Here is a 25,792-nt window from a genome sequence, read left to right as displayed (position 1 = left end):
CCATGGATGAGAACACCCGCGTCTTCGTGATCAGTACTGCCGCGGAGTTGGCGGGGATGCACCCGCAGACCCTGCGGCAGTACGACCGGTTGGGGCTCGTGAGTCCCGGGCGCACGCCGGGCCGTTCGCGTCGCTATTCGATGCGCGACGTGGCCCGGCTGCGGGAGATCGCGGACCTGGGCGCCGAAGGGGTGAGCCTGGAAGGCATCCGTCGCATTCTCGCGCTGGAAGACACCGTGCGGGCGCTGGAAAGCCGGGTGGGGGACCTGGAAGCGGCCCTGGCCGACGAGCTGCTCAACCGTCCGGGCCGGCGCGTCTTCGCGGCCGGCTCGGCCGGTGACGTCATCTCGATGCGCGCCGGCACCCGCACCCGCCGCTCCAACCAGATCGTGATCTGGCGCCCCCTCGACAAGTAGCCCCGCGAACTGTGAGCTCAGCACCTTCCCGGGGCGTTTTTGAGTGCTTTTCTCACGGTTCGCGGTGCGCTGGCATCAGCGACTGCAGGCCCGCCACGCGCAACAGATCGAGTTTCTGCTCGTCGGTGCTGCCGGGTACGACCGAATAGACCACGATCCGCAGGTCACCGCCGGGCACCGTCAGCACATCGCAATCGACGGTGATGGTCCCGACCGCTGTGCTGGTGATGCTCTTCCGGCTCGAGCGGTGCTCGGCGACGCGCGCCTCACCCCAGCGGCGTTCGAAGTCGGGTGACGCAGAGCGCATCCGGGCCACGAGCTGAGCCAGTGCGCCGTCGTGCGGGTACCGGCCAACGGCCATGCGCAGGTCCGCAGCGAGATCGCTGGCGAAATCCTCCTCGTGCTCGGCGTCGAATTCGACCCCCTCATGTCCCCACATGAAATGACCCCAGACCAGATTGCGTTCGATTCCGATGTAGCGCGACGGGTCGCCGGTCAGGGCAGCCCAGAGCGGATTCCACAGCAGGATGTCGTGGGACGCGGTGAAGACGGCCATCGGCACGTCCCCGAGCCTGTCGATGATCCGCTGCACGCCCGGGGTCACGTGCTGAGGCACCATTCCTCGGGCCGGCGGGGCGACGCCGGCGACCCTGTAGAGGTGGTCACGCTCGGCCGGGGTCACCCGCAGGGCGAGAGCCAGGGCGCCCAGCATCTGGGGGGACGGATTCACCGCTCGGCCCTGCTCGAGACGCACGATGTAGTCCACGCTTACGCCGGCGAGGGCGGCGAGCTCCTCCCGGCGGAGCCCGGTGGTTCGGCGCCCCGCGCCGGCCGGCAACCCGACATCCGCTGGGCGCACTCGGTCCCGCCACGCTCGAAGCACGCTGGCGAATTCACTCATGGCCCCATTCTGCCCGCGACCGCACAATTCAGCGTGGTACTGGCAATCCCACCGTCGAGCGATGCCTGGGTGGAACCCGGCGCGGGCCGCAGCATGGATCTATGACACTCACACTCATCACCGGGGCCAACAAGAGCCTCGGACTCGAAACCGCCCGCCGCCTCATCGAGGCCGGCCACACCGTCTATGCCGGCATGCGCGACCTCGCGAACGGCCAGGCCGCCCGCGAGGCGGGTGCCTACCCCGTGCAGCTGGACGTCACCGACCAGGCGAGCATCGACGCCGCGTTCGCCTCCCTGCCCGCCCTCGACGTGCTGGTCAACAACGCCGGCATCCTCGGCACCTCCTTCGGCGTTGATGACCTCTCGACCCAGAAGATGGCCGACGTGCTCGACACAAATGTGCTGGGGCTGGTGCGCGTCACCCAGGCCGCGCTCCCGGTGCTGCGCCGGTCGGCGCATCCGGTGATCGTCAACGTCGCGTCGGGAGTCGGGTGGCCGCGTTTTCTCAGCACCGAGGGACACGACGAGTTCCCGGTGCCCGCCATCCCGTACGCGGCGTCGAAGGCTGCCGTGATCGCGCTCACCGTGCAGTACGCGAAGAACCTGCCGTCGTTCCGCGTCAACGCGAGCGACCCCGGGTACACCGCCACGGACTTCAACAACCACGGGGGCCACCAAACCGTGACCGAGGGCACGGATGCGACGGTGGCGCTCGCCCTGCTGGGCCCGACCGGGCCGACCGGTCAGTTTCACAACCGTGCCGGCCGCATCGAGTACTGAGCGTGTCGCCAGCCTCCGCGAGCCGTGAGTTAAGCACCTTCCCGAGGCGTTTTCGGGTGCTTTTCTCACGGTTCGCGGACCTGTTGCGCCTACGCTTGCACAATGGAACTGCGCCAGCTTGAGCATTTTGTGACCGTCGCCGACGAGCGGCACTTCACCCGGGCGGCCGAGCTGCTGCACATCTCCCAGTCGGGTCTGTCCGCCTCCATTCGGGCACTCGAGATCGAGCTGGGCACCTCCCTGTTCATCCGCAGCACCCGCCGGGTCGAGCTCACGGCCGCCGGCCAGGCCCTGCTGACGGATGCGCTGCGCACCCTGGCCAGCGCCGCGGCGGCCCAGAACGCGGTCGCCGCGGTCCGCGGGCTCATGCGCGGACGCCTCACCGTGGGCGCCGAGCCGTGCCTGGGCTCCGTGGACCTGCCCGCCGAGCTGGCCCGCTTCCGCACCGCCAACCAGGGCGTGGAGGTGCGGCTGCGCCAACTGGGCTCCGTGGACCTGATCGAGGGTGTGGCCAGCGGCACCACCGATGTGGCCCTCGTCGTGGTGACCGGGGACACCCCGCCCGGGGTGCGGCTGCACCCGCTGAGCAGCCAGAAGATGGTGGTGCTCTGCCACCCGGACCACCCGGTCGCGGCCCTGGCCGAGGCCGACCTGGAGACCCTGCGCGCCGAGGAGCTGATCGGCTTCCAGGCCGGCTGGGGCGCTCACATGCTCGCCCGGCGGGCATTCGCGGCGGCCGGCTTCGAGTACCGGGCGGCCATGGAGGTCAACGACGTGCATCCGCTGCTTGACCTGGTGGGCTACAACTTGGGCGTGGCGATCGTGCCCACCAGCTTCGCGCAGAAACGCCCCGACGATCTGGTGGCGGTGCCGCTGCCGCCGAGCGTGCCCGAGTGGGCGGTGGCCGTGGCGGTCGCCGACGAGCCGAGCCCGGCCGCGTCGGCGTTCCTCGCGCAGCTGCTCGAGGACGTCGCCGCCGCACAGGCGGCCTCCGAAGCGCTCGCGACCGGCCTGCCGGCAGACGCCATCGGCACGGCGGCCTGACCGCCCGGCAGCTGAACGGCCTAGAAGTCCAGCGGGATACGCCCGGAGAAGACGGACTTCACCCCCGGGGCAGCGAGCACTTCGCCCAGCCGGCTGACACCCTCGGGAGTGTTCCGCCAGGCGGCGTACGCGTCGTGGTCGGCGGCGGTGGCCCACCGCTCGACGACGATCACATGGGCGGGGTCGGCGTCGTCGATGATGACCTCGAGTCCCTCGTTGCCCGGCCACGCGTGGGTCGCGGCGAGCACCTCATTGAGGAGAGCCGGGACGATGTCGAGCCTGGCCGGGTCCAGGCGCAGGTCGAGGTGCACGATGGCCGTCATACGGTCACGGTTTCGGAGAGCGCGGCGAGTTCCTCCGCCGACAACGTCAGCTCCGCCGCCCGCACCGAATCACGGATGCTCTCCGGCCGGCTCGCCCCCGGGATGGGGATCACCCGCGGCGACGCGGCCAGGTGCCAAGCCAGCGTGACGACCTGCGGGCTCACGCCGTGCGCATCCGCCACCCGCTGGAACGGGGCGGACCTGGTGCCCAGCTCGGCGGCGGACTTGATGCCGCCCAGCGGGCTCCAGGACAGGAACGCAACGCCGAGTTCGGTGCACAGGTCCAGCTCGGGCTGGCTGCTGCGGAACGCCGGCGAGTACTGGTTCTGCACGCTGGCGAGCCGGCCGCCGAGAATCTCGTAGGCCTCGCGGATCTGCTCGGGGGTGGCGTTGGAGATGCCGGCCAGGCGGATGACGCCCTCGTCGAGCAGGTCCCGGATAGCGCCGATGGAGTCGGCGTAGGGCACCTGGGGGTCGGGCCGGTGGTGGTGGTACAGGTCGATCGCGTCGCCGCCGAGCCGCTTCAGCGACGCGAGCGCGGCCCGTTTGAGGTACTCGGGGCGGCCGTCGACGTACCAGCTGCCGTCGCCGGGGCGCAGGTGTCCGCCCTTGGTGGCCACGACCACCTGCGCGGTGTCGCCGCCCCAGGACGCGATGGCCTTCGCGATGAGGGACTCGTTGTGCCCCACCTCGTCGGCGTGCAGGTGATACGCATCCGCCGTGTCGAACAGGGTCACCCCCACCTCCAGGGCGGCGTGGATGGTGGCGATGGAGCGGGCTTCGTCGGGCCGGCCCTCGATCGACATGGGCATGCCGCCCAGGCCGATGGAGCTGACGGTGCGGTCGCCGATGAGTCGGGTCTTCATGGGGTGTCCAATCTGGGGTCAGGAAAGGGTGGAGTGGGCGCTGACGAGCCGGTCCAGGGTGGCGTTCAACGCCGCATCCACGACCTGCTGCTCCGGATGCGCGTCGTACCAGGCGATCGCCTCACGGAAGCCGAGCGCGACGGGGGTGGTGCAGACGAAGTCGGGCACGAGCGCTTTCACCTTGGTGTTGTCGAAGATCACCGAGTGCGACCGGTCGCCGAGCAGCCCGCCGCTCCACGCCGGGTTCTCGGCGGCCAGGGTGTCGCTGGCCACGTGCACGATCTCGGGCGCGGGGGCGCCGGCGGCGCGGGCGTACTCCGCGTAGATGGCATCCCACGGCAGGTACTCGTCCGAGGTGATCGTGAAGCTGTCGCCCACGGCCTGCGAGCGGCCGAACAGGCCGACCAGGGCCTTGGCCAAGTCAGTGCTGTGCGTGAGCGTCCACAGCGAGGTGCCGTCGCCGTGCACCACCACCGGCTGGCCGGTGCGCATCCGGTGGATGTCGGTCCAGCCGTTCAGCAGCGCGATCTGGGTGCGGTCGTAGGTGTGCGAGGGGCGGATGATCGTGACCGGGAAGCCCTGCTCGCGGTAGGCCTCCATCAGAACGTCTTCGCAGGCGATCTTGTCGCGGGAGTACTGCCAGAACGGGTTGTGCAGTGGTGTCGACTCCCGGATCGGCAGCGCGGCCGGCGGCTTCTGGTACGCCGAGGCCGAGCTGATGAACAGGTACTGGCCGGTACGACCGGCGAACTGGGCGATATCGGCCCGCACGTGCTCGGGCGTGAACGCCACGAAGTCCACGACCACGTCGAAGTGGCGCTCGCCGAGGGCGGCCCGCACCGCGGCGGCATCCCGCACGTCCGCGGTGAGCAGTTCGGCGGCGTCGGGCACGGCCCGCAGGTCGGACTGGCCACGGTTGAGCACGGTGAGACGGTGCCCCCGGGCCACGGCCAGCTCCGCGGCGGCGGCGCTGATGACGCCGCTGCCGCCGATGAAGAGAACGTTCAGTGCGTGGCTCACCAGGCGTAGTCTTCCGGCGCGGTCTTGTAGCCGGGGAAGATCTCGTCGAGCCGCCTCAGCGCGGCGTCGTCGAGCGTGACGGCGACGGCGCGGAGGCCGGCGTCAAGCTGGTCCAGGGTGCGCGGGCCGATGATGGGCGCGGTCACCGCCTTCTGGTGCATCAGCCAGGCCAGACCCAGGTCACCCGGCTCGGTCCCGAGTTCGGCGGCGAAGTCCTCATACGCGCCGATGGCCACCCGGTTCTTCTCGAGCTTCTCCGCGTTCGCCCCGGAGACCCGGCGGCTGCCGTCCTGCTCCTTGCGCAGCACACCGCCGAGCAGGCCGCCCTCCAGCGGCGACCAGGGCAGGATGCCCATCCCGTTGGCCTGCGCCGCCGGAATGACCTCACGTTCGATGTCGCGCTTGAGCAGGTTGTACAGCGACTGCTCGCTCACCAGCCCGGTGAAGCCGCGCGTGCGGGCCTCGGCCTGGGCCGTGGCGATGTGCCAGCCGGCGAAGTTGCTGCTGCCGGCGTAGAGGATCTTCCCCTGCGTGACCGCTGTCTCCATGGCCTGCCAGATCTCGTCCCACGGGGTGTCCCGGTCCACGTGGTGAAACTGGAACAGGTCGATGTGGTCGGTCTGCAGGCGCTTCAGGCTCTCGTCGAGCGAACGACGGATGTTCAGCGCGCTCAGCTTGCCGTCGTTGGGGCGGTCGGACATGGTGCCGTAGACCTTGGTGGCCAGCACGGTGTCCTCGCGGCGCTCGCCGCCCTGCGCGAACCAGCGGCCCAAGATGCTCTCGGTGGCGCCGCGCCCCAGCTTGGAGCCGTAGACGTTGGCGGTGTCGAAGAAGTTGATGCCGGCCCCGCGGGCGGCGTCCATGATGGAAAACGAGGTGGGCTCGTCGGCCTCCGGCCCGAAGTTCATGGTGCCGAGGCACAGGCGCGAGACTGACAGGCCGGAGCGGCCGAGGTGTGTGTATTCCATACCCTCAGGCTGCTACGCCTGGCGGCCACTGTCCAACAGGAGAACCGGATGCTATCCAGCACTCCACCTTCTCAATCCGGCTTCTCACTGCGTGTCGAGGTCCCCGCGTCGCCCGGGTTCGCTCGGCTGCCGGCTGGCCGTGACCGCGAGCAGGTCGAGCGACAGCCGGGGGTCAAGGCGCAGGGGCAGGTCGACGATCGCCCGAATCTCCCAGCGCACGTGCAGGTTGCCGATGGACAGCGACGGGGCGGGCAGGCCGGCGGGCGTCTCGACGGTGAAGGGCAGATCGACGACGTTACCGGGTGTGAGCAGGCCGGCCGGTCCGAGCGTCACGGCGGCCGTCACGGCCTCCGAATGCCGGTAGCCCTCCGACTCGCTCGCATCCGGGTCGGCGACCTGGCCGGGTCCGCCCCAGACCTCCTCGCAGCGCACCAGTTGCACGCGCACGCCCCTGGTCGTGACCTCCTCGCGAGGGCGCACCCGCAGGATGCCGGTGAGCGGGGTACCGGGTTCCAGCACCCGGGAGGACAGCGCGATGAACTCCAGCGCGACCTGGCCGAGGTGTTCGCCCACCGGGGGATGGCCGATATCGGTGGCGCTGGTCTGGCCCCAGGACTGCACGTCGATCAGGCGTTCGCGCTTGATGATCTGGCCGCCGGCGGCCCGCAGGACGCAGCGGACCGACCAGCCCACGTCGATCAGGTCGCCGCGCACCGATGCCGGGCCGTCGCTGGGGATGCTCAGGCTGCCCGACAGCACCCGGCTCTCACCGGCCGGAATCGCGCCCGGCGCCGGCACGGTGACCGCGGAGATCAGTTCGGTGCTGCGTTCCCGGGCGGGGAAGACACCGCCGTAGATGTTGCCCCGACCGTAGGTGTAGTTCACCTTGCGGATCAGCGTCAGCTCGGCGTGCTCGATCGACGCGGGTCGGAGTGCCCTGATCCGGATGGTGACCCCCAGCGAATTTCCCTCGATCACCACTCCGTCCGCGGGAGTGAGTTCCACCGAGACCTGCACGGCCGTATCGGTTGTTGTGACCACCATGTCGCACCAGACTTCCTATAACCCGCTGCCAGAGACCCACTCAATGGGGACAACGTACGCACAGTAAAACCAGAGAGGGTGCCGTGTTCAAGGGGATTGACTTGCCGAACCCCTTCTGAGTCAGCCCGGGAACAGCTCCGCCATTGTGGGCGGGTTTGCGCCCGCTCGGGACACCGTGAGCGCGGCGCTCGCCAGTGCGGTCTGGCCCACCCGGTTCAGGTCGTCGGCGCCGACGGTGTTGTGCAGCACGGCCTCGGTGGCCTGGCTGGCGAGGATCGCGTAGAGCAGGCCCGACATGAACGAGTCGCCCGCCCCGATGGTGTCGACCACCGTCACCGGCTGCGCCGTCAGCTCGGTCGTGACCCCGCCGGCCCTTAACAGGGCGCCGTCGCCGCCCCGGGTGATGGCGACCAGCGCCACCCCGGCCGCAACGTACTCCCGCAGGACCTGGTCGAGGCTCCGTCCCGGGTAGAGCCAGGCGGCATCCTCGTCGCTCATCTTCACCACGTGCGCGGCTCTGGAGAGGTCTTCGACGGCCCGCACCACGTCGTCACGGTGGCCCATGATGCCCGGTCGCACGTTGGGATCGTAGCTGAGCAGGGTGCCGGCCGGGGCGCTGGTGAACGCGTTCAGCACGGCCTGCCCGCCCGGCTGCAGGATCGCGGCGATCGACCCGGTGTGGATCAGGGTGCACGGGGCGGGTAGTACCACCGGAGGCAGCTCCCAGCGCAGGTCGAAGTTGTAGCTGGCGGCTCCGGTCGCATCCAGGATGGCGGTGGCGCTCGAGGTGGCGCCGGGCGTGACCGACCCCGGCAGCAGGTCCACGTCTGCCGCGCGCAGGTGCCTGGCGATGATCTCGCCGTACGGGTCGGCTCCGATCTGGGTGACCAGGGTGGTGGGCACGCCCAACCGGCCGAGCCCATAGGCCACGTTCATCGGGCTGCCGCCGGCGTGGCTGACCGGCTCGGCGCCGGCATGGCGCACGATGTCGATCAGGGCCTCCCCGATCACGAGGGCGCGGGTGGTGGCGGGGAACGAACGGTCAGGCGTCATCGGCTGGTCCTGTCGGTGGTCTGCGGGCGGTGGTGTGCGGGGCGGTGCTGTGTGTGTCGGTGCTGTGTGTGTCGGTGCTCTGCGGGTCGATTCTCTGCGCGGCACCGGGGCTCCGGCGGGAGCCCCAGGATAGCGCCCGGCGCTACCGGCGCACCCGGTAGCCGAGGTACACCACGCCGTTGCGGAAGGCGTACTCGTCCTTCAACTCGAGTGACAGCGACAGATGGTCGGGCAGGAACCTCGTGCCACCGCCCACCACCACGGGCGACACGAACAGCTGCACCTCGTCGACAAGCCCGGCCGTGAAAGCCTGCACGGCCAGGTTCGGGCCGCCCACCGACAGGTTGCCGGATGCGGTGCGCTTAAGCTCCCGCACCGCCTCAGGGTCGAAGGCGCGCACGATGCGGGTGCGCCGGCTGGGCGCCTCGGTGAGGGTGCTGGAGTAGACGATCTTGTCGGCGGCCTGCCAGATCGCGGTGTAGTCGCGCATTACCGCGGGCTGGTTATCGTCGTGCAGGTGCATGGTCTCCCACGCCACCATCACCTCGTACAGCCGCCGGCCGTAGAGGTAGGTGCCCACCGACCGCTCCAGGTCGTTGACGAAGGTGTGCACCTCCTCGCTGGGCACGCTCCAGTCAAAGTTGCCCGACTCGTCGGCCACGTAGCCGTCGAGTGAGGTGATGCCCGTGCAGATCAGAATGCCCATGCGTGTGCTCCTCCCGCGGTGATGCCGAGCCCGGTGAGGTGCTCACCGCGGCGTGGCGCATCCATTCTGCTCGCTTCTGGAAGCGACCGGCTCGGGTACTCTGGTCGCCTCCGCGCCCAAATAGCCCAGCGCACCAGCGCGGCGTACCGCACTCTCCAGGAAGGCCACCGATGGACACCGTCGACGTCAGCACCACAGCCGGGGTCGTCCGCGGCCGTCGGCGATCCGGCTCCGCGGCCTTCCTCGGCATTCCCTACGCGGCCCCGCCGGTGGGTGAGCTGCGGTTCGCCGTTCCCGTGCTTCATCCGCCGTGGCAAGGCGTGCTGGATGCCGGCAGTCCCGGCGCCACCCCGCAGCGCATCGACGGCGGCGACACCACCCTCGTGCCCGAACCCAGCTTCCCCGGCGATTCGACGCTGAACGTGAGCGTGTTCACGCCCGATCCCGTGGAGGTGCCAGCCGGGCAGGGCCTGCCCGTGCTGGTCTACATCCACGGCGGCGGCTACACCTCAGGCTCCGCGGCCAGCCCCTGGTACGACGGCTCTGGCTTCAACGGGCACGGCGTGGTCACGGTGAACGTGTCCTACCGGCTCGGCTTTGACGGCTTCGGCTGGATCGAGGACGCGCCGCTGAACCGGGGCGTGCTCGACTGGCTGCTGGCGCTCGAGTGGGTGCAGCGCAACATCCGTTTCTTCGGCGGTGACCCGGCCCGGGTCACCATCGCCGGCCAGTCCGCCGGTGGCGGGGCCGTACTCACCCTGCTGTCGATGCCGCGCGCGCATCCGTTGTTCGCGCGGGCCATCGTGATCTCCGGGGTGGCCACCCACCTCACGCCGGCCCAGGCCGAGCAGACCGGTCGCCGCCTCGCCGGGCTGGCCGGGGTGGCGCCCACCCGGGCCGGCCTCGGCGCGCTCACCGAGGAGCAGATCCTGGCCGAGCAGCCGCGGGCCACGGCGCTGCCCGCCGGCAGCCCCGCCGGGCCGCTGGGCGAGATCGCGAACACCCTCATGGGCGGGTTGCCGTTCGGCCCCGTCGTCGACGGCTCCCTGATCCCGCTGGCCACTCTCGACGCCGTTCTGGCGGGCATCGGCGCCGACAAACCGTTGATGCTCGGCAGCACCGACCACGAGTTCAACTTCGCCATGAACGATCTCACCGACGAGCTCGCCGGTGAAGACGCCGCCGAGATGCTGGTCCGGTTGGGCGTCGCCGGTCCCGCTGCGCGCGCGTACGCCGTGGCGCACGACCAGCGCGGCACCGCCGATGTCCTCGGCCAGTTCGCCTCGGACCGCGCCATCCGCGGCGTGATGCTGCAGGTCGCCGAGGCCCGGGCCGCGGTCGCGGTCGACCGGGCCGCCGCCGCATCCGTCGCGCTGGGCGTTGCCGCCTCGGTCGGTGTCGCCGTGGGCCGGGCAGCGGATGCCGCGCCCACCTGGCTGTGGGCGTTCGCCTGGCGCTCGCCCACGCTCGGCGGGGCGCTGCACTGCCTCGACCTGCCGTTCTTCTTCGACGCGCTCGACGCCCCACGGGTTGAGGTCCTGACCGGCCCGGCGCCGTCGCAGCGCCTGGCCGACGAGGTGCACGGCGCCGCGGTGAAGTTCATCGCCGGGGGAGACCCCGCCTGGCCGGCCTGGGCTGCGGGCGATCCCGTCGACGCCCAGCCGGTGATCAGCTACGACGTCGCCCCGGCCGGCCCCACCGTGGCCGCCATCCGGGTCGCGACCGAGCTCACGACCGAGGTCACGACGCAGGTCACGACGCAGGTCACGACGCAGGTCACGACCGTGGTCACGACCGTGGGCGCCACCTACGCCGGCGCCCTGCTGGCCTTCGCCGGCTGACCCGCCGCTCGCGCAGGTCGAGCCGGTCCGTCGCCCTGTTCTGACGCAACTGTTCCCCATGCGGACTTCTGCACCCGGTGCGCCGGGTGCAATCGTCCGAAGCGGGAGCACTTCGGTCCACCGGCGCAGGAGCGAACCGGGGCCAGCGGCGTTCCGCGATTGTGGGGTAGCGTCGGCGGCAGACGACGGGAGCCGGCATGGCAGGCATGACACGGATACGCCTGATGATCACGGCGGCGGTCGTGCTGGGAGTGGTGGGTGCCGCCGGGGCCGCCGTGCCATCGCTCTTGGCCTCGGCCGAAGCTGACCCCGCTGACGTTCCGGTGCCCGGCTCGTCGGCCGCGCCGGTGATTTCCGCCACCCCGGTCCCCGAGCCTCCTCCCCGCGATGCCTGGGCGGGGGACTATTCGGTGGAGCATGAAATGGAGATCGGCGAGCGGGAGGGCCCGTGGGGCAGTGCCGTCGACGCGGTGCGCACGACGTTTCCCGACGACTACGCCTATGGCTACATCACCGATGAGGGCTTCGGCATCAGCTTCATGGGCACGGCGCCCCCGGAGGCGCTGGCGATCGTGGACGCCGCCGGTCGCCCCTATGACCTGCACGAGAACGTCGGCTTCACCGAGGTTAACATCCAACCCCAGCTCGAGAGGGTGAGCGCGATCATCAAGGATGCGGTCGGGAAACAGAGCTTCATGGCCGCTGCGAATGTCTTCACGGTCACCCTCGAGGTCGAGCTCTACCCCGGCTCGGAAGCCGGCACCGACTCCACCTCGCTGGATGCCGCGGCCATCAAGCGGCTGGAGGACCGCATTCGACCCGAACTGTATCCGGGGTTCGATATCGAGATCACCTCGATCCCCGGCGTGGAGGTGGGCTGGTAGCGCGTGTCCGGTCGGGGACCAGTTGAGTCCGGAGAGCGTTACGCGGCGGGCTTCAGCTCGGCCAGGCCGGACTCGATCGCCGCGATGGCCTCGGGGGAGTCGGGGAGCGTGGTCGGGCGGAAGCGGGAGATGGCGCCGGAGGGCGAGATCACGAACTTCTCGAAGTTCCACTTCACCTTGCCGGCCTTGCCCGCGCTATCCGGCGTCTGGGTGAGCTCGGCGTAGAGCGGATGCTGCGAGCCACCGTTCACTTTCGTCTTCTGCATCAGCGGGAAGGTGACGCCGTAAGTGGTGGAGCAGAACTCGCTGATCTTCTCGGCGCTGCCGGTCTCGCCGAGGGCGAACTGGTTGCACTGGAACCCGATCCAACTCCCAGCCTGACCGGTCGCCCAACTGGTACCGAAGCGGACAATTGCGCCCGGTACGCCGGGCGCACTTGTCCGCACGGGGACCAGTTAGCCGCTCCTGGGCCGAGCCGACCCGTCAGTGCCGCAGGAACGCCGCCCGGGCCACCAGGTAAAGGCCGAAGGCGATGAGGCCGGCGGCCACGACGTTCAGCAGCACCGGGCCGGATTGCAGCGTGAGCAGGTAGCGTAGCCCGGCGTCGAGGCCGCCCACCCAGCGTGAGTCGGCGAATACGGCCGCGGCGACCAGCAGGGAACCCGTGACCAGGAAGGCGAGGCCCTTGGCCACATGGCCGAAGACGCCGAGGGTGAGCACCACGACCTTGGTGGGACCCCAGAGGTAGCGCAGCTCCTCGCGGAAGTTGCGCCGCAGTCCACGCCAGACCAGGCCACCGCCGATGATGCCCACCGTGGTGCCGACGACCAGCAACAGGAACAGGCCCGCCGGGCTCTCGACAACGGCGGCATCGGCATCCCGCACGACCTCGCTGCCCCCGGATCGTGCACCGAGCGCCACCGCGAAGGTGACCAGGCCGAGCAGCGCGAAGCCGAGGGCCTTGCCCACATTGAGCGCACGGCGGAACACCAGGATGCGCCGGTTCGGTGCCACGCTGAACGCGGCGTTGGTGCCCTGCCAGAGCGCCAGGCCCCAGAGTGACACCGTGGACAGCCAGAGCACGGCGAGACCGCCGGGGCCGTTGGCGATGGCGCTCAGCGCGCCGAGCTGGTCGGCCTCGCCCGGCTGGCCGTTCGCGATGCGCAGCCCGATGCCGCCGATCAGCGCGTGCACCAGGCCGTTGGCGAGCAGTCCGCTCCGGGCGGAGGCCCGCACCGACCGGTTGCGATGGGCGCGCTGCGCGGCCTGCTTCATGCGTTCACGCGCCTCAACAGTCCGGTCGGCCACCGGGTCTGCGGAAAGGTCGGTCACCCGGGCTACTCGAGCAGTTCGCGGATGTCGGAGGCGGTGAGCCCCTGGCCGGTTCCCTGGGCGCCGCCATCGGTCATGACGCTGTCGAAGAGTTTGGCCTTGACCGCCTTGAGGGCCATCACCTTCTCCTCGATGGTGTCGGTGGCCACGAGACGGTAGACCATCACGTTCTTGGTCTGCCCGATCCGGTGGGCCCGGTCGACGGCTTGGGCCTCGGCCGCCGGGTTCCACCAGGGGTCGAGCAGGATGCAGTAGTCGGCCTCGGTGAGGTTGAGGCCGAACCCGCCGGCCTTGAGGCTGATCAGGAACACCGAGGTGTCACCGTTCTTGAACCCGTCGATGGCCGCCGCCCGGTTGCGGGTGCGGCCGTCGAGGTAGGAGTAGCTCACGCCGGCGCCGTCGAGACGCGCCCGCACCTTGGCGAGGTAGCCGGTGAACTGGCTGAAGATCAGGGTGCGGTGGCCCTCGGCGACGACGTCTTCGAGCAGCTCCATGAGCACATCCAGCTTGCTCGAGGGGATGTCGGCGTACTTGTCGTCGTACAGGCTGGCATCCAAGCTGAGCTGGCGCAGCATGGTGATGGACCTGAAGATCTCGAACCGGTTCTGGTTGAGGTCGCCGAGCAGCCCGAGCACCTTTTGACGCTCCCGCTGCAGGTGCATCTGGTACACCCGGCGGTGCCGGGGGTGCAGCTCGAGTTCGAGCACCTGCTCCTGCTTGGCGGGCAGGTCGCTGGCCACCTGGTCCTTGGTACGGCGCAGCATGAACGGGCGGATGCGGCGGCGCAGCTGGCCGAGCCTGTCACCGTCGGCCTGGGTCTCGATGGGGCGCTGGTAGTAGTCGGAGAAGCGGGCGGCACTGGGGAACAGGCCCGGAGCGGTGATCGAGAGCAACGACCACAGTTCCATCAGGTTGTTCTCCAGCGGGGTGCCGGTGATGGCGAGCTTGAATGGCGCCTGCAAGCGCTTGGCGCACTGGTGCGCCCTGGACTTGTGGTTCTTCACGAACTGCGCCTCGTCGAGCAGCAGCCCGGCCCAGCTGACGGCGTCGTACTCGTCGAAGTCCAGCCGGAACAGGGTGTACGAGGTGATCACGACATCCGCCGTGGTCACGGCCTCGGCCAGCGAGGCGCCGCGCTTGGCGGTGGTCTCGGTGATGGCGGCGACCGAGAGGTCGGGGGCGAATCTGGCACACTCGGTGGCCCAGTTGTGCACCACGCTGGTGGGGGCGACGACCAGGAACGGCCGGCGCTCGGCCTGCCGGGCGCGGGCGTCGACGATGAGGGCGATGGCCTGCAGGGTCTTGCCGAGTCCCATGTCGTCGGCGAGGACGCCGCCCAGGCCGGTGTCGTAGAGGAAGCCCAGCCAGTCGAACCCGGTCTGCTGATACGGCCGGAGCGACGCGTGGACGCCGGCGGGCAGCTCTCGGTGGGCGATCTCGGCGCCCTCGGCCAGACCGGCGAGGGTGTCCCGCCAGGCCGCGGCTTCGGCTTCAGCACTTCCGAGATCCTGCAATTCTTCCCAGAGGTCGGACTGGGCCCGGTTGATGCGCAGGGAATCGTTCGGGGAGTCCTGTAGGCCGCGGGCCTCCTCGATCAGGTGGCGCAGCTGCTGCAGTTCGGGCCGATCCAGGCTGAAGTAGGTGCCGTCCTGCAGGATCATCAGTTCCTGGCCCGTGGCCAGGGCGCGGAAGACCTCGTCGAAGGGCACATCCTCGCCGTCGACGGTGACCCGCACCGAGAGGTCGAACCAATCCCGGCTCTCGGCCCGTGCCGAGGTCGCGAAGGTGAGGGTGGGCGGCTCGGCAGCCTCACGGTACTCCGGGGCATCACCGACGAACTGCACCAACAGGTCGTCCGCCGCCTCGAGCGCCGGCAGCACGTTCTCCAGGAACTCGATCATGCGGGCGCCGTCGAGCGTGGCGTCCGCGCGCAGGATGCCCGGGGAATCGGCGACGCTGGTGGACCCGGTCAGCTCCGCGGCGAACAGCGCCGGCAGGTGGGCGGGGAATCCAGCGAATATGCCGCTCGCGGCATGCAGGATGCGGGCCTCGTCGGCCGTGTCCCGATAGCCGGCCGGGGCGTCTTCGGTGGCCGGACCGTAGAGCGGCGCGATGGCCGGTTCGCCGGTGCTGCCGGCACCGCCGGTGTACTGCCAATCCCAGTGCAGGCTGATGCGGGCATCCGCCTGGGCGCTGATCGAGAGGGCCAGGACCGGCCGTGCGGTGTCGGGCAGCTCGAACGACTCGTCGGTGCTGGTCAGCGAGAGTTGGCCGCGCAGGAACGGGTAGAAATCGGCGAGGAAGACGTTCTCCTCGTCGGGCGGAACCGTGATCGGGGTGTGCGCCGAGGCGAGTATCCGCAGGTCGCGGCCGAGCTGGCGGGCGAGCGGGGCGAGGGTGAGGCGCACCTCGGTGCTGCTGGTCGTCCAGGTGAACAGGCCGTGCGCAGGGTCCCCGATGTAGCCCAGGGCGCTGCGGTCGAGTACCCGGCCGTCGAGGGAGACGAGGGGGGAGAGGGTGAGGCCACCGTGATCGCGGCGGATGTCGAGGGACAGGTCGGCGGGTTCGTCCAGGACCGTCACCGGGTCCTGGCCCGGGGTGGTGCTGATGAACGGGATGCCGGCCTCGCGGGCCTCGCCGAGCAGGCCCCAGAGGGCGCGGTTGGCAAAGCCGTCCAGGTGCATCCACGGGTCGGTGGTCACGTGGTAGCGCTGGCCGGAGGAGTAGAGCTCGAAGATGGCGGAGAGCACTCGCAGCTGGGCCCGGTTGAGCATGCCGCGGGAGTAGGAGAGGCTGTCCCAGGTGAGGTTGCCCCGGATCCACTTGCCCTTCTTGCCGCGCACCATCGGACGCACGCCCAGGCGGGCCAGCGACACGGCGGGGGTGGGCAGGCGGGCGGCGCGTGGCGGCGGAAGCAACTCGAACTGCAGGGCCAGGGCGGTGCCCGTGGTGGGCTCGGCTTCCGGCGCTCTGGTGAGCGGAGCGAGTGCGCTCTGCCAGGTGGCGGGGGCAGGCGTGCGGGATTGCTGGGAATCCGCCGCACGCGGCGAGCGGGCGAGGTCGGCAGCCGTGGACCGGCTGGACAGCAGCAGGGCGACGACGTGCTTGCAGTTCAGGCGCATCGGGCAACTGCAGGTGCCGGATGCGCGCACCACGGTGCCGTAGGAATCCTGCTGGAAGGTCACGATGACGTCGTAGGGCCGGGCCTGGGTGCCACCGACGGTGCCGAGCAGGCGGCTGCCGCCCAGCTGCCAGACCTGGTCTTCGACCCGGCCCTCCTTGGCGTAGCGCACCCCGCGCGAGTACGCCTGTGGCCCGACGAGGCGCGCGATCTGCAGATCGCTGAGGTTGTGGGCCATGAGGTGCGGTGTCCGAGACGGTTGGGTGAAGGGGTCTCTTATTGTCCCACGTCACGCCGGCCTCCCCGAGCCGATTCGCCGGGCGGCTATTCTGAGCGGATGCCTGAGTTTCCGTTCGAGCGTCTGCGCCGCTGGCCCGACGTTGAGGCGACCAATCTCTTCGCCGTCGACGCGAGCGACCGGCTGATCCTGGATGAAGCAGCGGTCTGGCTGGCCGAGGCCGGTCCCGGCGAGGTCGTGGTGCTCGAAGACCATTACGGCGCCCTGACGCTCGCGGCGGCGGCGCAGCTGAGCGGTCGGCCGGATGTTCGCGTCTTCCAGGATGCGCTCTCCGGCGAGCGTGCCCTCGATCACAACGCGGCCGATCTTGAGAGCACTGTCGCCGGGTTGGCCGGGGCGTACCGGCACCTGCCGCTCGACGCCGATCTGTTCGCCGGGGCCCGCCTGGTGCTCATGCAGCTGCCGCGCAGCCTGGCCGCGCTCGACGAACTGGCCGGCGCCATCGCCCGCTTCGCCGCCTCCGACGTGACCGTGGTCGCCGGTGGCCGGGTCAAGCACATGAGCGTGGCCATGAACGAGGTGCTGCGCCGGCACTTCGGCGACCTGAATGTGACCCCGGCGCGCCAGAAGTCGCGGGTCCTGATCGCCACGCGGCCGAACGTCTCTGGGGGCTCTCCCTGGCCGCGCACGGTCGAGCACCCCGACCTGGGCCTCACGGTCTGCGCCCACGGCGCCGCCTTCGCCGGTACCACCATCGACATCGGCACCCGCTACCTTCTCGAGTTCCAGGGCCGGATGAAGCCCGATGCCAGCACCGCGATCGACCTCGGTTGCGGTACCGGCGTCCTCGCCGCCGCCCTCGCCCGGCGCCGCCCGGGTCTGCAGCTGCTGGCGACTGACCAATCCGCTGCGGCCGTCGCCTCGGCCTCGGCCACCATGACGGCCAACGCCGTGGCGGACCGGGTGCAGGTCCTCCGCGACGACGCCCTGAGCGCACAACCGGATGCCTCCGCCGAACTGATCATGCTGAACCCGCCGTTCCACATCGGCTCCTCGGTGCATGCCGGCATCGCCCTGAAACTCTTCGAGGATGCGGCCAGGGTTCTGCGTCCCGGGGGCGAGCTGTGGACGGTGTGGAACACCCACCTCGGCTACCGCCCCGCGCTCACCCGCATCGTCGGCCCGACCCGCCAGGTGGGCCGGAACACGAAGTTCACCGTGACGGTGTCCACCCGCCGCTAGCCCTGCCTTTTCGGGGTAACGCACGTGCGCGGCGTGGCTGGGCGTCTGCATGGCCGGGTCTACTCGTTGTGCCGTCGGGTTTCGGGGTCGTGGGCGCGGTGTTTTTCGGGTGTGCGCCATTTCCCGGTCGGGTCGATCCAGGGTGGTGCTTGCACCTGGGGTAGCCCGGCGACCATCCGGATCTTCCATCCGGCGGTGGTGATGGTGTGGTGGTGGTACCAGCAGAGCAGCACCCCGTTGGACACGGTGGTTTTGCCGCCGGTTTGCCAGGGGGTGACGTGGTGCACTTCGGTCCATTGGGGTGGGCAGTCGCAGCCCGGGATGATGCAGCCGCCGTCTCTGGCGGTGATCATTTTGCGTTGCATCGGGCTGAAACAGCGGGCCTTGCTGCCCAGGCCGAGGACGGCGCCGGTGCTGCCGAAGAAGATGGGTTGGAAGCCGCCGTTGTCGATCATCTGGGTGATGGTTCTCATCGAGATCGGCCCGTCGACCCCGTCGATCCAGCCCACCCCGGCCTGCTTGAGCAGGTCGGCCGCGTTCACGTGCACCATCACGGTGGGTGGCATGCCGCCCATGGTGGGGGTGCGGGGGTCTTGGGCGACCTGGACCAGGATGCCGCGGAGGATGTCGGCGCGCTTTTCGCCGCCGGTGCGTTCGTCGATCAGCTCGCCCGGCACCAACTCTCCGGCCTCGATGCGCCGTTGTTCCTCGGCGGAGGGGAAGGCGGGTGCGGAGCGGGCGGATTGGAAGGTGTTGAACAGGTTCTGGATCACACCCTTCAACTCCGGCGTCACGCCACCGCGGAGCGGGTGGAGGCCCCGGGTGAGCTCACCGAACGAGAGGGTCGATCTGGCTTCGAGGGTGGTCTCGTTCGGGGCGAGCCCGTCGGGGTTGAGCAGCGCTTGCATCCGCACGGCCAGGGGTCGGAGGTCATCGGCCGGGTAGGTGAACCCGTCGGAGTCACGGAGCCGGCGGATCGGACCGGTGAACCCGGTGCGGTAACCGTCAGCGCCGGACTCAGCGTCGGTGCCTGTGCCTGTGCCTGTGCCGGTGCCTGTGCCGGTGCCTGTATCGGTGTCCGGGCCTGAGTCCGTCCCGGTTTTCGGGTCGCCAGGGCCGGGGATGCGGTCGAAGACCGACCCGGTGGCCCGTTCGACGAGGGTGATCTCGGCGGATTCGACGTCGGCTTGGTCGGCGTCGAAGCGGCCGTGCACTTTGTAGTCGGTCAGCCCTTTCACGATGGCCTCCGCTGCATCTACCCCGAGTTCGCCGGCATTGAGCGCGGCGGCGACCGCGGGGAACTCCGGCTCGAGGACCTGACCGCCCAGAACTCTCGGGGCGACCTTCTCGCCCAACGCCAGGCGCCGTTTCATCTCCTGCCGTGACGCGAGGGTCAGTCGGGTGAGCAGGTCGTTTTGGTGTGACGCGCCCAACCGCCAGGCCATCGAGTCCCGGCCCAGCCCGGGCCGGGACCGGTAGCCGACCACGGTCGCCGCACCGATCCGCGCCGCGTCCACGGGACGCCCGGCGTGTTCGACCATCTGGGTGAACGCCACCACCTCCGCGTCGCTGAGAGCGTCCAGGTCGATCGACGCCAGCACGGCCTGCACCATCCCCGCGGCGTCTTCGAGGACCCGGAGTTTGTCACCGAATACCCCGGCATACGCGCGCAGCACCCCGGGAAGTTCGGCCGGATCCCGCCACACGGGCTGCCCCACGCTCGGGCCACTCCGCGACTGACCGGGGTGGGTTCCGCGGGAACTCCGGGCTCGCGTGCGACCCGCACTACCGACCCCCATGTCGGTGCTGCCGCCTAGGCTGGCGGCGTCTCGGACAGTGACATCCAGCCCAGTGGCATCCAGCCCAGTGCTATCCAGCCCAGTGCTATCCAGCCCAGTGAGATCCGGCGCCGGAGCGGCCAGAGCGGTGTTCCAGTCGTGGAGATTCGGGCCGGCGGGAGGAGTTTCCGTCGGTGCGGTGGAGCCAAGTAGCTCGTCGTCCATAACCCCATTCTCTCACGAATCACAGACAAATGTGAAGAAATGTCAAGTTTTGCACAGGGCAGTTTCAGAGATTTCTGCGAGTTGCAAGGTCGGCTCCCGGGGTCTACTTCGACACGCTCAGCACGGCGTCGACAAACTCGACCAACGAGATGGCTGGACTGACGAGATGGCTTGCCCACGAGATGGCTCGACCGACGGGTTCGCGGTTACGGCGCCAAGGGCCAAGCGCCAGGCGCCGGGCGGCTACAGGGCGGCGACCGCGTCCAGGGCGTCGTCCACAAGGACCTCGTTGTTGATGACCGAGGCGGTCCAGCCGGCCTCGGGGCTGAACTGCACCACCGACATGCCGGCGTTCAGAATCGGCGGGATGTCTCGCTCCAGGGCGGCCATCAGGCTCAGGCGGATGAGGGTGCCGTGGCACACGACGATGATGCGGGCGCCCGGGTAGTCCTCGGCGAGCAGGCGGAGTGCGCCCAGGCCGCGGTCGGACACGCTGAGCTCGGGCTCGGCGCCGCGGAAGGTGCCGTAGCTGCCCTCGATCCGCAGCGCGTCGAGCTTCGCTCCGGCGGAGAGCCCCTCGGCCGGTCCGTAGTTGCGCTCGACCAGACCGGGCAGGTGGCGGGTGACCTCCAGGCCGAGGTCCACCGCGATGATGTCGGCCGTCTCGGCCGCCCGGGAGAGCGGGGACGCCACAACGAAGTCCCATTCGAACTGTGAGAGCGGCTCCACGGCCTCGGTGGCCTGGCCGCGACCCACGTCGTTCAGGGGCACATCGGTGGCCCCCTGGATGCGCCCGGCGGCGTTCCAATCGGTCTGGCCGTGGCGGACGAGGGCGAAGGTCGTTGTAGCAGTCACCTCCCCATTCTGCCGTGTGCGGTCGGTCCGCCCCGCAAACGGGTGCCGTCAGTTGGCCGCCAGGCCGCGTGAACCGGCGCGCTGCCGCACCGAAACGGATGCCGGGGAGCTCGCGAACGCCGCCCGCCAGAGGGCCAGCACCGACCAGCCGAGCAGCACCAGGAGCAGAGCGTTCCGCAGAGTGAGCACCAGGATCGCACCGGCATCCCCGTGCACCAGCGGCAGGTAGAAGATCGGGAAGATCAGCGTGGTCAAGCCGCCGATCACGAGGGTGAGGTACGCCGGAGCCCGCCAGCGCGTCCAATCGTGGGCCACTCCGACGGCAACGACCGGGGCGATCCAGAGCATGTACTGCGGGGAGCCCACCTTGTTGAGCACCACGAACGTGGTGACCAGCGCCACCGCCCCCATCAGCACCAACTGGGCGTGGTCACGGCTGCGCCGCAGCGCCACCAGGAGCAGCACGAAGATGCCCGAGATGACCAGGAACATCAGCGGTGTCATCGCGGCGGCCGCGAACGCGGCGCCCGGCCCGCTCACTTCGCGGGTGGCGATGGCGTGGTTCTGGTAAACCGTGGTGCCATACTGGCCCATCGCGGCCAGCCACACCCACGGGGTGGTCACCGGCGCCTCGAGCTGCAGGGCCCGGTCGGACTGCATGGTGACGAAGCCGGTGAGAAAGCGCAAGCCGCCCGCGGCCCAGACGGCGGCGGCGATGCCGGCCGTGATCAGTCCGCCGGTGATCAGCACGCTCACCCGGCGGCGACTGGCCGCCACGACGGCGAGCATCACCGCGGCCGGCCAGACCTTGATCCAGGTCGCCGCGGTCAGCAGGGCAGCGGCCACGATGGGTCGGCGGGCCACGAGCACCAGCCCCATGATCACCAACGGGGCGCTGAGACCCTCGAGGCGCAGCAGCCCCACCGGGCTGAGCACCAGGCTGAACGCCAACCAGAACCAGGCCGCCCGGTAGCCGGCCCGATCGCGACCCCAATCGGTGAGGATGCCGATGGCCGCGCCGTTCAGCGCCATGGTCAGCACGAACCAGAGCAGTTGGTAGAGCAGCGGGCCGGCGGCATCCGCCAGCACGATCGGCACGATCGCGCCGATGGGGTACACCCACTCAACGTCGATGCCCTGCCACACGTTGTTCACCAGGGCCTGCTCGGCCCAGACCCGATAGAGCGGCAGGTCGCCCAGCACCCTGCCGGTGAGGATGGTGGGCAGCAGCGCGAACAGGAAGAGCACGTGCAACCCGAGGAAGCCCAGCAACAGCGTGCGGGGGCTTCGCAGCCAATCCCGTCTGGCCGGGGTGAGCAGCCTGGTCAGGCGGTGATCGACCAGCTCGACGAAATACGACATCGCACACACCACTTTCGACAGACACAAGTTGTTGGAGCCCGGAGCGCACCCGCACGGGACGGATCACTGGGGAGTGTACGAATTCAAGGTGAAAGGCAAACAACCAGGAGCTGTCTTCGAGGCGCCGGCGCCTGAGAGTGCGTTCAGGGGGGGGGCGGATGGAACCGGGCTTGACCCCTTCGTAGCGTCATAGTTTTGACTGGCACCATGAGACCCGTTCCCGTGCTGTACCTTGCGTCGTACACCCTGTCCCTGCTGGGCAACTCGATCGCCGCCGTCGTGTTCCCCCGGATCGTGCTCCAGCTCACCGGCAGTCTGCTGTCCACGGGCGTCCTGGTGGCCGCGACCGCTCTTCCGGCCTTCCTGGCCGGCCTGTTCGCGGGCGTCGTGATAGACAGAGTCAACCGGCGCACCTCCTCGGTCGTGGCCGACCTGATCTCGGCAGCATCCATCGCCGCCCTGCCGATCGTGGACCTGATCACCGGGCTCGACCTGGGCTGGTTCATCCTGTTCGGCATCCTGGGCGCGTTCGGCGACGTGCCCGGCATGACGGCGAGGGAGGCGATGCTCCCGGCGATCCTGCGCCACTCCACCCTCACGGCCGAGAGGCTCATCGGCCTGCGCGAAAGCCTGGCCGCCCTGGTGATCATCGTCGGGCCTGCCGCCGCCGGCACCCTGATGGTGCTCTTCGAGGGGTCGACGGTGCTCTGGATCACCGCCGCCACCTCCCTGGCGGCCGCACTGCTGACACTGCTCATTCCGCGCGGCGTCGGCGCGCAGCTACCGTCCCCGCAGCGGCGCGACCAGAATCCCCTCGCCGGGCTGTCGGTCTGGGCGCAGCTGCTGGCCGGGTGGCGGGTGCTGTTCCAGAGCAACCGCGCCCTGCGGGCGGTCACACTGCTCAGCCTGGCGATGGTCGCCGTGCTGACCGCGCTACAGGGCATGCTGCTGCCCGCGCACTTCGCCTTCATCAACAAGCCGGGACTGCTCGGCTTCGTGCTCACGGCCATCGCCGCGGGCACCATCGTGGGCGGCAGCCTCTACGCCGTCTTCGGCGCCAGGGGCAGGCGCCGCGGCTGGTTCGTCGTGGGGCTGGTCGGCACGGTGGCCGGCATCGGCGTCGTCGCCGTGTTGCCGGTGCTGCCGGTGCTCTTCGGCGGCGCGTTCCTGTTCGGGCTGTCGTCTGGGCTGTTCTCCAGCCTGATCGGGGTGCTGATGCTCGAGGGCATCCCCGAGCAGATGCGCGGCCGCATCATGGGTACCCAGAACTCTCTGATGATGATCGCCGCCCCGCTCGGCATGGTGGCGGTTGCCCTGGCCGGTGAGCAGTTCGGCCTGCGCGCGGCCGGCATCGGCGTGGCCGCGGTGTGGCTGGTGGCCGCCATTCTCGCCCTGATCGCGCCCGCGCTGCGTACCCTGGAGGCAACGCCACCCGAGCCCGCACCCGCACCCCAGAAGGAAGAAACCCTGGTCGATGAAAAGCCATGACCTCGCCACGCTCGCCCAGGTGAGCGTGCGCGCCCTGCGCCACTACCACCAGGTCGGCGTGCTTCCGGAGCCGCCGCGTACCCGGAACGGCTACCGCGACTACACGGTGCACGATCTGGTGCGCCTGCTGCGGATCAAACGGCTGGCCGCGCTCGGCATCCCCCTCGACCAGATGCCCGCCATGTTCGAGGCCGATCCGGCCGACCAGGCCTCGATGCTCAGCCAACTCGAGACCGACGTCGACGCTCAGATCGGGAGGCTGCAGGCTCAGAAAACCCTCATCCGGTTGATCAGGGACAACGGGGGCGCCGCCGATTTCCCGCCCCGACTGGCCAGGGCCATGGCGATGTTCGCCGGGTTGGGAGTGTCGCCGGCGATGACCAGGATGGACCGGGACCAGGTGCTCCTGCTCGCTCACCTGGTGGGGGAGCCGGGCATGGATCGGCTGGTCGAGGTCTACGACCGCGTCTCCGAAACCCACCTCCAGGACGATACCGCCCGGCTCGCCACCCGATTCGATCTGTTGCCCGCGGATGCGACCGAGCCGGTGATCGAAGGCCTCGTCACCGATTTCGACGGCTTCTTTGCTCCGCTCACCACGGAACTCAGTGCCGCCCCCGGCTTCGCCTTCCTCGACGAGGCGGCGGCCACCGCCCTCCTCGACGCTTATCAGGCCGACACGCTCAACCCTGCCCAGCGCGCGGTGCTGGCACGCCTGACCGAGAAGCTCGGCTGAGGGCTACTGGTCGCGCGAGGTGCCCTTGGTGAGTGTCTTGCCCTGGAAGAACGCCGGGTCGACCCTGCGCATGATGAGCATCAGCACGATGCCGGTGAGGAAGAGCACCATCGCGAGGATGAACACCAGGCCGACCCCGCCGATCTCCGAGCCGCTGCCGTAGTCGGGGTTGGTGCTGTCGATCAGGGTGGTGGCGAAGATCACCGCGAGGATGATGCCGCCCAGAAGCGGCGCCAGCAGCTTGAGCAGGAACGCCCGGGTGCTGGAGAACGCCTCCCGGCGGAAGAACCAGACGCAGGCGAACGCGGTGACGCCGTAGTAGAAGCAGATCATGATGCCCAGGGTGAGGATGGTGTCGGTGAGCACATCGGTGCTCAGCACCCGCATCACCGCGTAGAAGCCCCAGGCCACCACGCCGGCGATCACGGTGGCGAAGCCGGGCGACTTGAACCGCGGGCTGATCGCGGCGAACCGCTTGGGGAAGGCCCGGTAGTGACCCATCGAGAGCATCGTGCGCGCCGGCCCCACGAAGGTGGACTGCAGCGACGCGGCCGAGCTGGACAGCACGGCCAGCGACATCAGGATCGCGAACGGGCCCATCACCGGCCCCGCCAGCGCGGCGAAGACGTTGCCCTGGATATCTTCGTTCCCCAGGCCGAACTCGCCGGTGCCGACCCCGGAGAACATCAGCGCCGAGACCGCGACCAGGATGTACAGCACGAAGATGAGTCCCACCGTGAGGGTGGCCGCCCGGCCCGGTGTGCGCTCAGGGTCCTTGGTCTCCTCGTTCATGGTGAGGGTGACGTCCCAGCCCCAGTAGATGAAGATCGACAGCGACACCCCGGCGGCGAACGCCGAGAACGACGGGGTCAGGAACGGGTTGAACCAGCTGGCGCTGAAGCCCAGCGCGTCGAACGCGGTGCCGTCGGAGAAATGCACGAGCGCCGCAACGCTGAACCAGACCAAAACGAGCAGTTGGAACGCCACGAGCACGTACTGCACCATCTTGGTGGCCTCCATGCCCCGGTAGGACACGTAACAGGCGAGAACCATGAAGACCAGACAGGTGAAGATGTTGATCCAGGCGTTGCCGGCCAGGTCGGCCAGGGAGGGGTTGTCGAACAGCTGCGCGAGCATCAGGTAGAAGAAGTCCACCGCCACCCCGGCGAGATTGGACAACACCACCACCGTGGCAACGATCAGACCCCAGCCGCCCATCCAGCCCAGCCACGGCCCGAACGCCCGGGTCGCCCAGGTGAACGAGGTGCCGGCATCGGGCATGGCGTTGTTGAGTTCGCGGTAGCCGAGCGCCACGAGCAGCATCGGGATGAACCCGACCAGGAAAATGCCCGGCATCTGGGTGCCTACAGCGGCGACGGTGGGGCCGAGCGAGGCCGTGAGGGTGTAGGCCGGGGCGATGCAGGAAATACCGATCACGGTGGCGCCGAGCAGACCGACCGAACCGGCGCTCAGTCCCTTTGCGGAAAGCCCGCCCGCGCTGGTCGATGTGGTGTCCGGCGTGGCGCCGGATGCGGATGACTGTGCCATGGACCTGTCCTTTGATCGG

General features: G+C 69.7%; 23 protein-coding genes. 8 read left to right on the top strand and 15 right to left on the bottom strand.

Annotated elements, in window-relative coordinates:
* Positions 1-2: 2 nt before the first annotated feature.
* On the top strand, positions 3-416 hold the full coding sequence (locus tag BJQ95_RS18320; RefSeq protein ID WP_130176894.1) for a heat shock protein transcriptional repressor HspR: 414 nt from the start codon (positions 3-5) through the stop codon (positions 414-416).
* 52 nt (positions 417-468) lie between these two features.
* Here BJQ95_RS18320 and BJQ95_RS18315 read toward each other — a convergent pair whose 3' ends face one another.
* On the bottom strand, positions 469-1,317 hold the full coding sequence (locus BJQ95_RS18315; RefSeq protein WP_130176893.1) for a helix-turn-helix transcriptional regulator: 849 nt from the start codon (positions 1,315-1,317) through the stop codon (positions 469-471).
* A gap of 101 nt (positions 1,318-1,418) precedes the next feature.
* On the opposite strand from BJQ95_RS18315, the gene BJQ95_RS18310 reads away from it, so the two are divergent.
* Positions 1,419-2,099 (top strand): SDR family NAD(P)-dependent oxidoreductase, encoded by a 681-nt coding sequence (locus BJQ95_RS18310; protein ID WP_130176892.1) that lies wholly within the window; start codon positions 1,419-1,421, stop codon positions 2,097-2,099.
* 102 nt (positions 2,100-2,201) lie between these two features.
* On the top strand, positions 2,202-3,143 hold the full coding sequence (locus BJQ95_RS18305; protein WP_130176891.1) for a LysR family transcriptional regulator: 942 nt from the start codon (positions 2,202-2,204) through the stop codon (positions 3,141-3,143).
* A 20-nt stretch (positions 3,144-3,163) separates the two neighbouring features.
* Here the strand turns inward: BJQ95_RS18305 and BJQ95_RS18300 are convergent, their stop codons facing one another.
* The 7 genes from BJQ95_RS18300 to BJQ95_RS18270 form a co-directional block, all read right to left on the bottom strand.
* Positions 3,164-3,466, bottom strand: coding sequence for a putative quinol monooxygenase (locus tag BJQ95_RS18300; protein WP_130176890.1), 303 nt, complete (start codon positions 3,464-3,466; stop codon positions 3,164-3,166).
* Complete coding sequence (locus BJQ95_RS18295) at positions 3,463-4,332, bottom strand: aldo/keto reductase (RefSeq protein WP_130176889.1); 870 nt, start codon at positions 4,330-4,332, stop codon at positions 3,463-3,465. The genes BJQ95_RS18300 and BJQ95_RS18295 overlap by 4 nt, the downstream gene beginning before the upstream one ends.
* Positions 4,333-4,350: 18 nt before the next feature.
* Positions 4,351-5,352 (bottom strand): NAD-dependent epimerase/dehydratase family protein, encoded by a 1,002-nt coding sequence (locus BJQ95_RS18290; protein ID WP_240694649.1) that lies wholly within the window; start codon positions 5,350-5,352, stop codon positions 4,351-4,353.
* Positions 5,349-6,320: an aldo/keto reductase gene (locus BJQ95_RS18285; RefSeq protein ID WP_130176887.1), complete on the bottom strand. Its 972-nt coding sequence runs from the start codon at positions 6,318-6,320 to the stop codon at positions 5,349-5,351. Before BJQ95_RS18285 ends, BJQ95_RS18290 begins: the two co-directional genes overlap by 4 nt.
* Positions 6,321-6,404: 84 nt before the next feature.
* Positions 6,405-7,364, bottom strand: coding sequence for a hypothetical protein (locus BJQ95_RS18280; protein ID WP_130176886.1), 960 nt, complete (start codon positions 7,362-7,364; stop codon positions 6,405-6,407).
* Positions 7,365-7,484: 120 nt separating this feature from the next.
* Entirely contained in the window at positions 7,485-8,417 is a 933-nt protein-coding gene (locus BJQ95_RS18275; protein ID WP_130176885.1) for a carbohydrate kinase, read from the bottom strand.
* 142 nt (positions 8,418-8,559) lie between these two features.
* Entirely contained in the window at positions 8,560-9,123 is a 564-nt protein-coding gene (locus tag BJQ95_RS18270; RefSeq protein ID WP_130176884.1) for a dihydrofolate reductase family protein, read from the bottom strand.
* 170 nt (positions 9,124-9,293) lie between these two features.
* Here BJQ95_RS18270 and BJQ95_RS18265 point away from each other — a divergent pair, with 170 nt between their 5' ends.
* Together BJQ95_RS18265 and BJQ95_RS18260 are read left to right on the top strand one after the other, a co-directional pair.
* On the top strand, positions 9,294-10,964 hold the full coding sequence (locus tag BJQ95_RS18265) for a carboxylesterase/lipase family protein (protein WP_130176883.1): 1,671 nt from the start codon (positions 9,294-9,296) through the stop codon (positions 10,962-10,964).
* 197 nt (positions 10,965-11,161) lie between these two features.
* On the top strand, positions 11,162-11,848 hold the full coding sequence (locus BJQ95_RS18260; protein WP_130176882.1) for a hypothetical protein: 687 nt from the start codon (positions 11,162-11,164) through the stop codon (positions 11,846-11,848).
* A 38-nt stretch (positions 11,849-11,886) separates the two neighbouring features.
* On the opposite strand, the gene BJQ95_RS18255 is transcribed toward BJQ95_RS18260, so the two are convergent.
* From BJQ95_RS18255 to BJQ95_RS18245, 3 genes are read right to left on the bottom strand one after another with little or no spacing between them, the layout of a single operon-like run.
* On the bottom strand, positions 11,887-12,294 hold the full coding sequence (locus BJQ95_RS18255; protein WP_240694648.1) for a hypothetical protein: 408 nt from the start codon (positions 12,292-12,294) through the stop codon (positions 11,887-11,889).
* 37 nt (positions 12,295-12,331) lie between these two features.
* A complete protein-coding gene (locus tag BJQ95_RS18250; protein ID WP_130176880.1) occupies positions 12,332-13,180 on the bottom strand; it encodes a DUF1206 domain-containing protein in 849 nt (282 codons plus the stop codon).
* Between the two features lie 5 nt (positions 13,181-13,185).
* Positions 13,186-16,539, bottom strand: a complete 3,354-nt coding sequence (locus BJQ95_RS18245) for an SNF2-related protein (protein ID WP_256041460.1) — start codon at positions 16,537-16,539, stop codon at positions 13,186-13,188.
* 99 nt (positions 16,540-16,638) lie between these two features.
* Here BJQ95_RS18245 and BJQ95_RS18240 point away from each other — a divergent pair, with 99 nt between their 5' ends.
* On the top strand, positions 16,639-17,781 hold the full coding sequence (locus BJQ95_RS18240) for a class I SAM-dependent methyltransferase (protein WP_130178930.1): 1,143 nt from the start codon (positions 16,639-16,641) through the stop codon (positions 17,779-17,781).
* Between the two features lie 59 nt (positions 17,782-17,840).
* Here the strand turns inward: BJQ95_RS18240 and BJQ95_RS18235 are convergent, their stop codons facing one another.
* From BJQ95_RS18235 to BJQ95_RS18225, 3 genes are all read right to left on the bottom strand, one after another.
* A complete protein-coding gene (locus BJQ95_RS18235; RefSeq protein ID WP_256041459.1) occupies positions 17,841-19,499 on the bottom strand; it encodes an HNH endonuclease signature motif containing protein in 1,659 nt (552 codons plus the stop codon).
* A 528-nt stretch (positions 19,500-20,027) separates the two neighbouring features.
* A complete protein-coding gene (locus BJQ95_RS18230) occupies positions 20,028-20,639 on the bottom strand; it encodes a histidine phosphatase family protein (protein WP_130179380.1) in 612 nt (203 codons plus the stop codon).
* A gap of 48 nt (positions 20,640-20,687) precedes the next feature.
* Positions 20,688-22,001, bottom strand: coding sequence for a glycosyltransferase 87 family protein (locus BJQ95_RS18225; protein WP_130179379.1), 1,314 nt, complete (start codon positions 21,999-22,001; stop codon positions 20,688-20,690).
* 207 nt (positions 22,002-22,208) lie between these two features.
* Between BJQ95_RS18225 and BJQ95_RS18220 the strand changes: the two genes are divergently transcribed.
* Positions 22,209-23,489, top strand: a complete 1,281-nt coding sequence (locus tag BJQ95_RS18220; RefSeq protein WP_130179378.1) for an MFS transporter — start codon at positions 22,209-22,211, stop codon at positions 23,487-23,489.
* A complete protein-coding gene (locus tag BJQ95_RS18215) occupies positions 23,476-24,225 on the top strand; it encodes a MerR family transcriptional regulator (protein WP_130179377.1) in 750 nt (249 codons plus the stop codon). Before BJQ95_RS18220 ends, BJQ95_RS18215 begins: the two co-directional genes overlap by 14 nt.
* Before the next feature lie 3 nt (positions 24,226-24,228).
* On the opposite strand, the gene BJQ95_RS18210 is transcribed toward BJQ95_RS18215, so the two are convergent.
* Positions 24,229-25,773, bottom strand: a complete 1,545-nt coding sequence (locus BJQ95_RS18210) for an APC family permease (protein WP_130179376.1) — start codon at positions 25,771-25,773, stop codon at positions 24,229-24,231.
* Positions 25,774-25,792 lie beyond the last annotated feature (19 nt).

The organism is Cryobacterium sp. SO1, assembly GCF_004210215.2.
Taxonomy (GTDB): domain Bacteria; phylum Actinomycetota; class Actinomycetes; order Actinomycetales; family Microbacteriaceae; genus Cryobacterium.
Note: the sequence above shows the minus strand (reverse complement) of the source record. Positions and strands in the feature narration are given on the sequence as shown.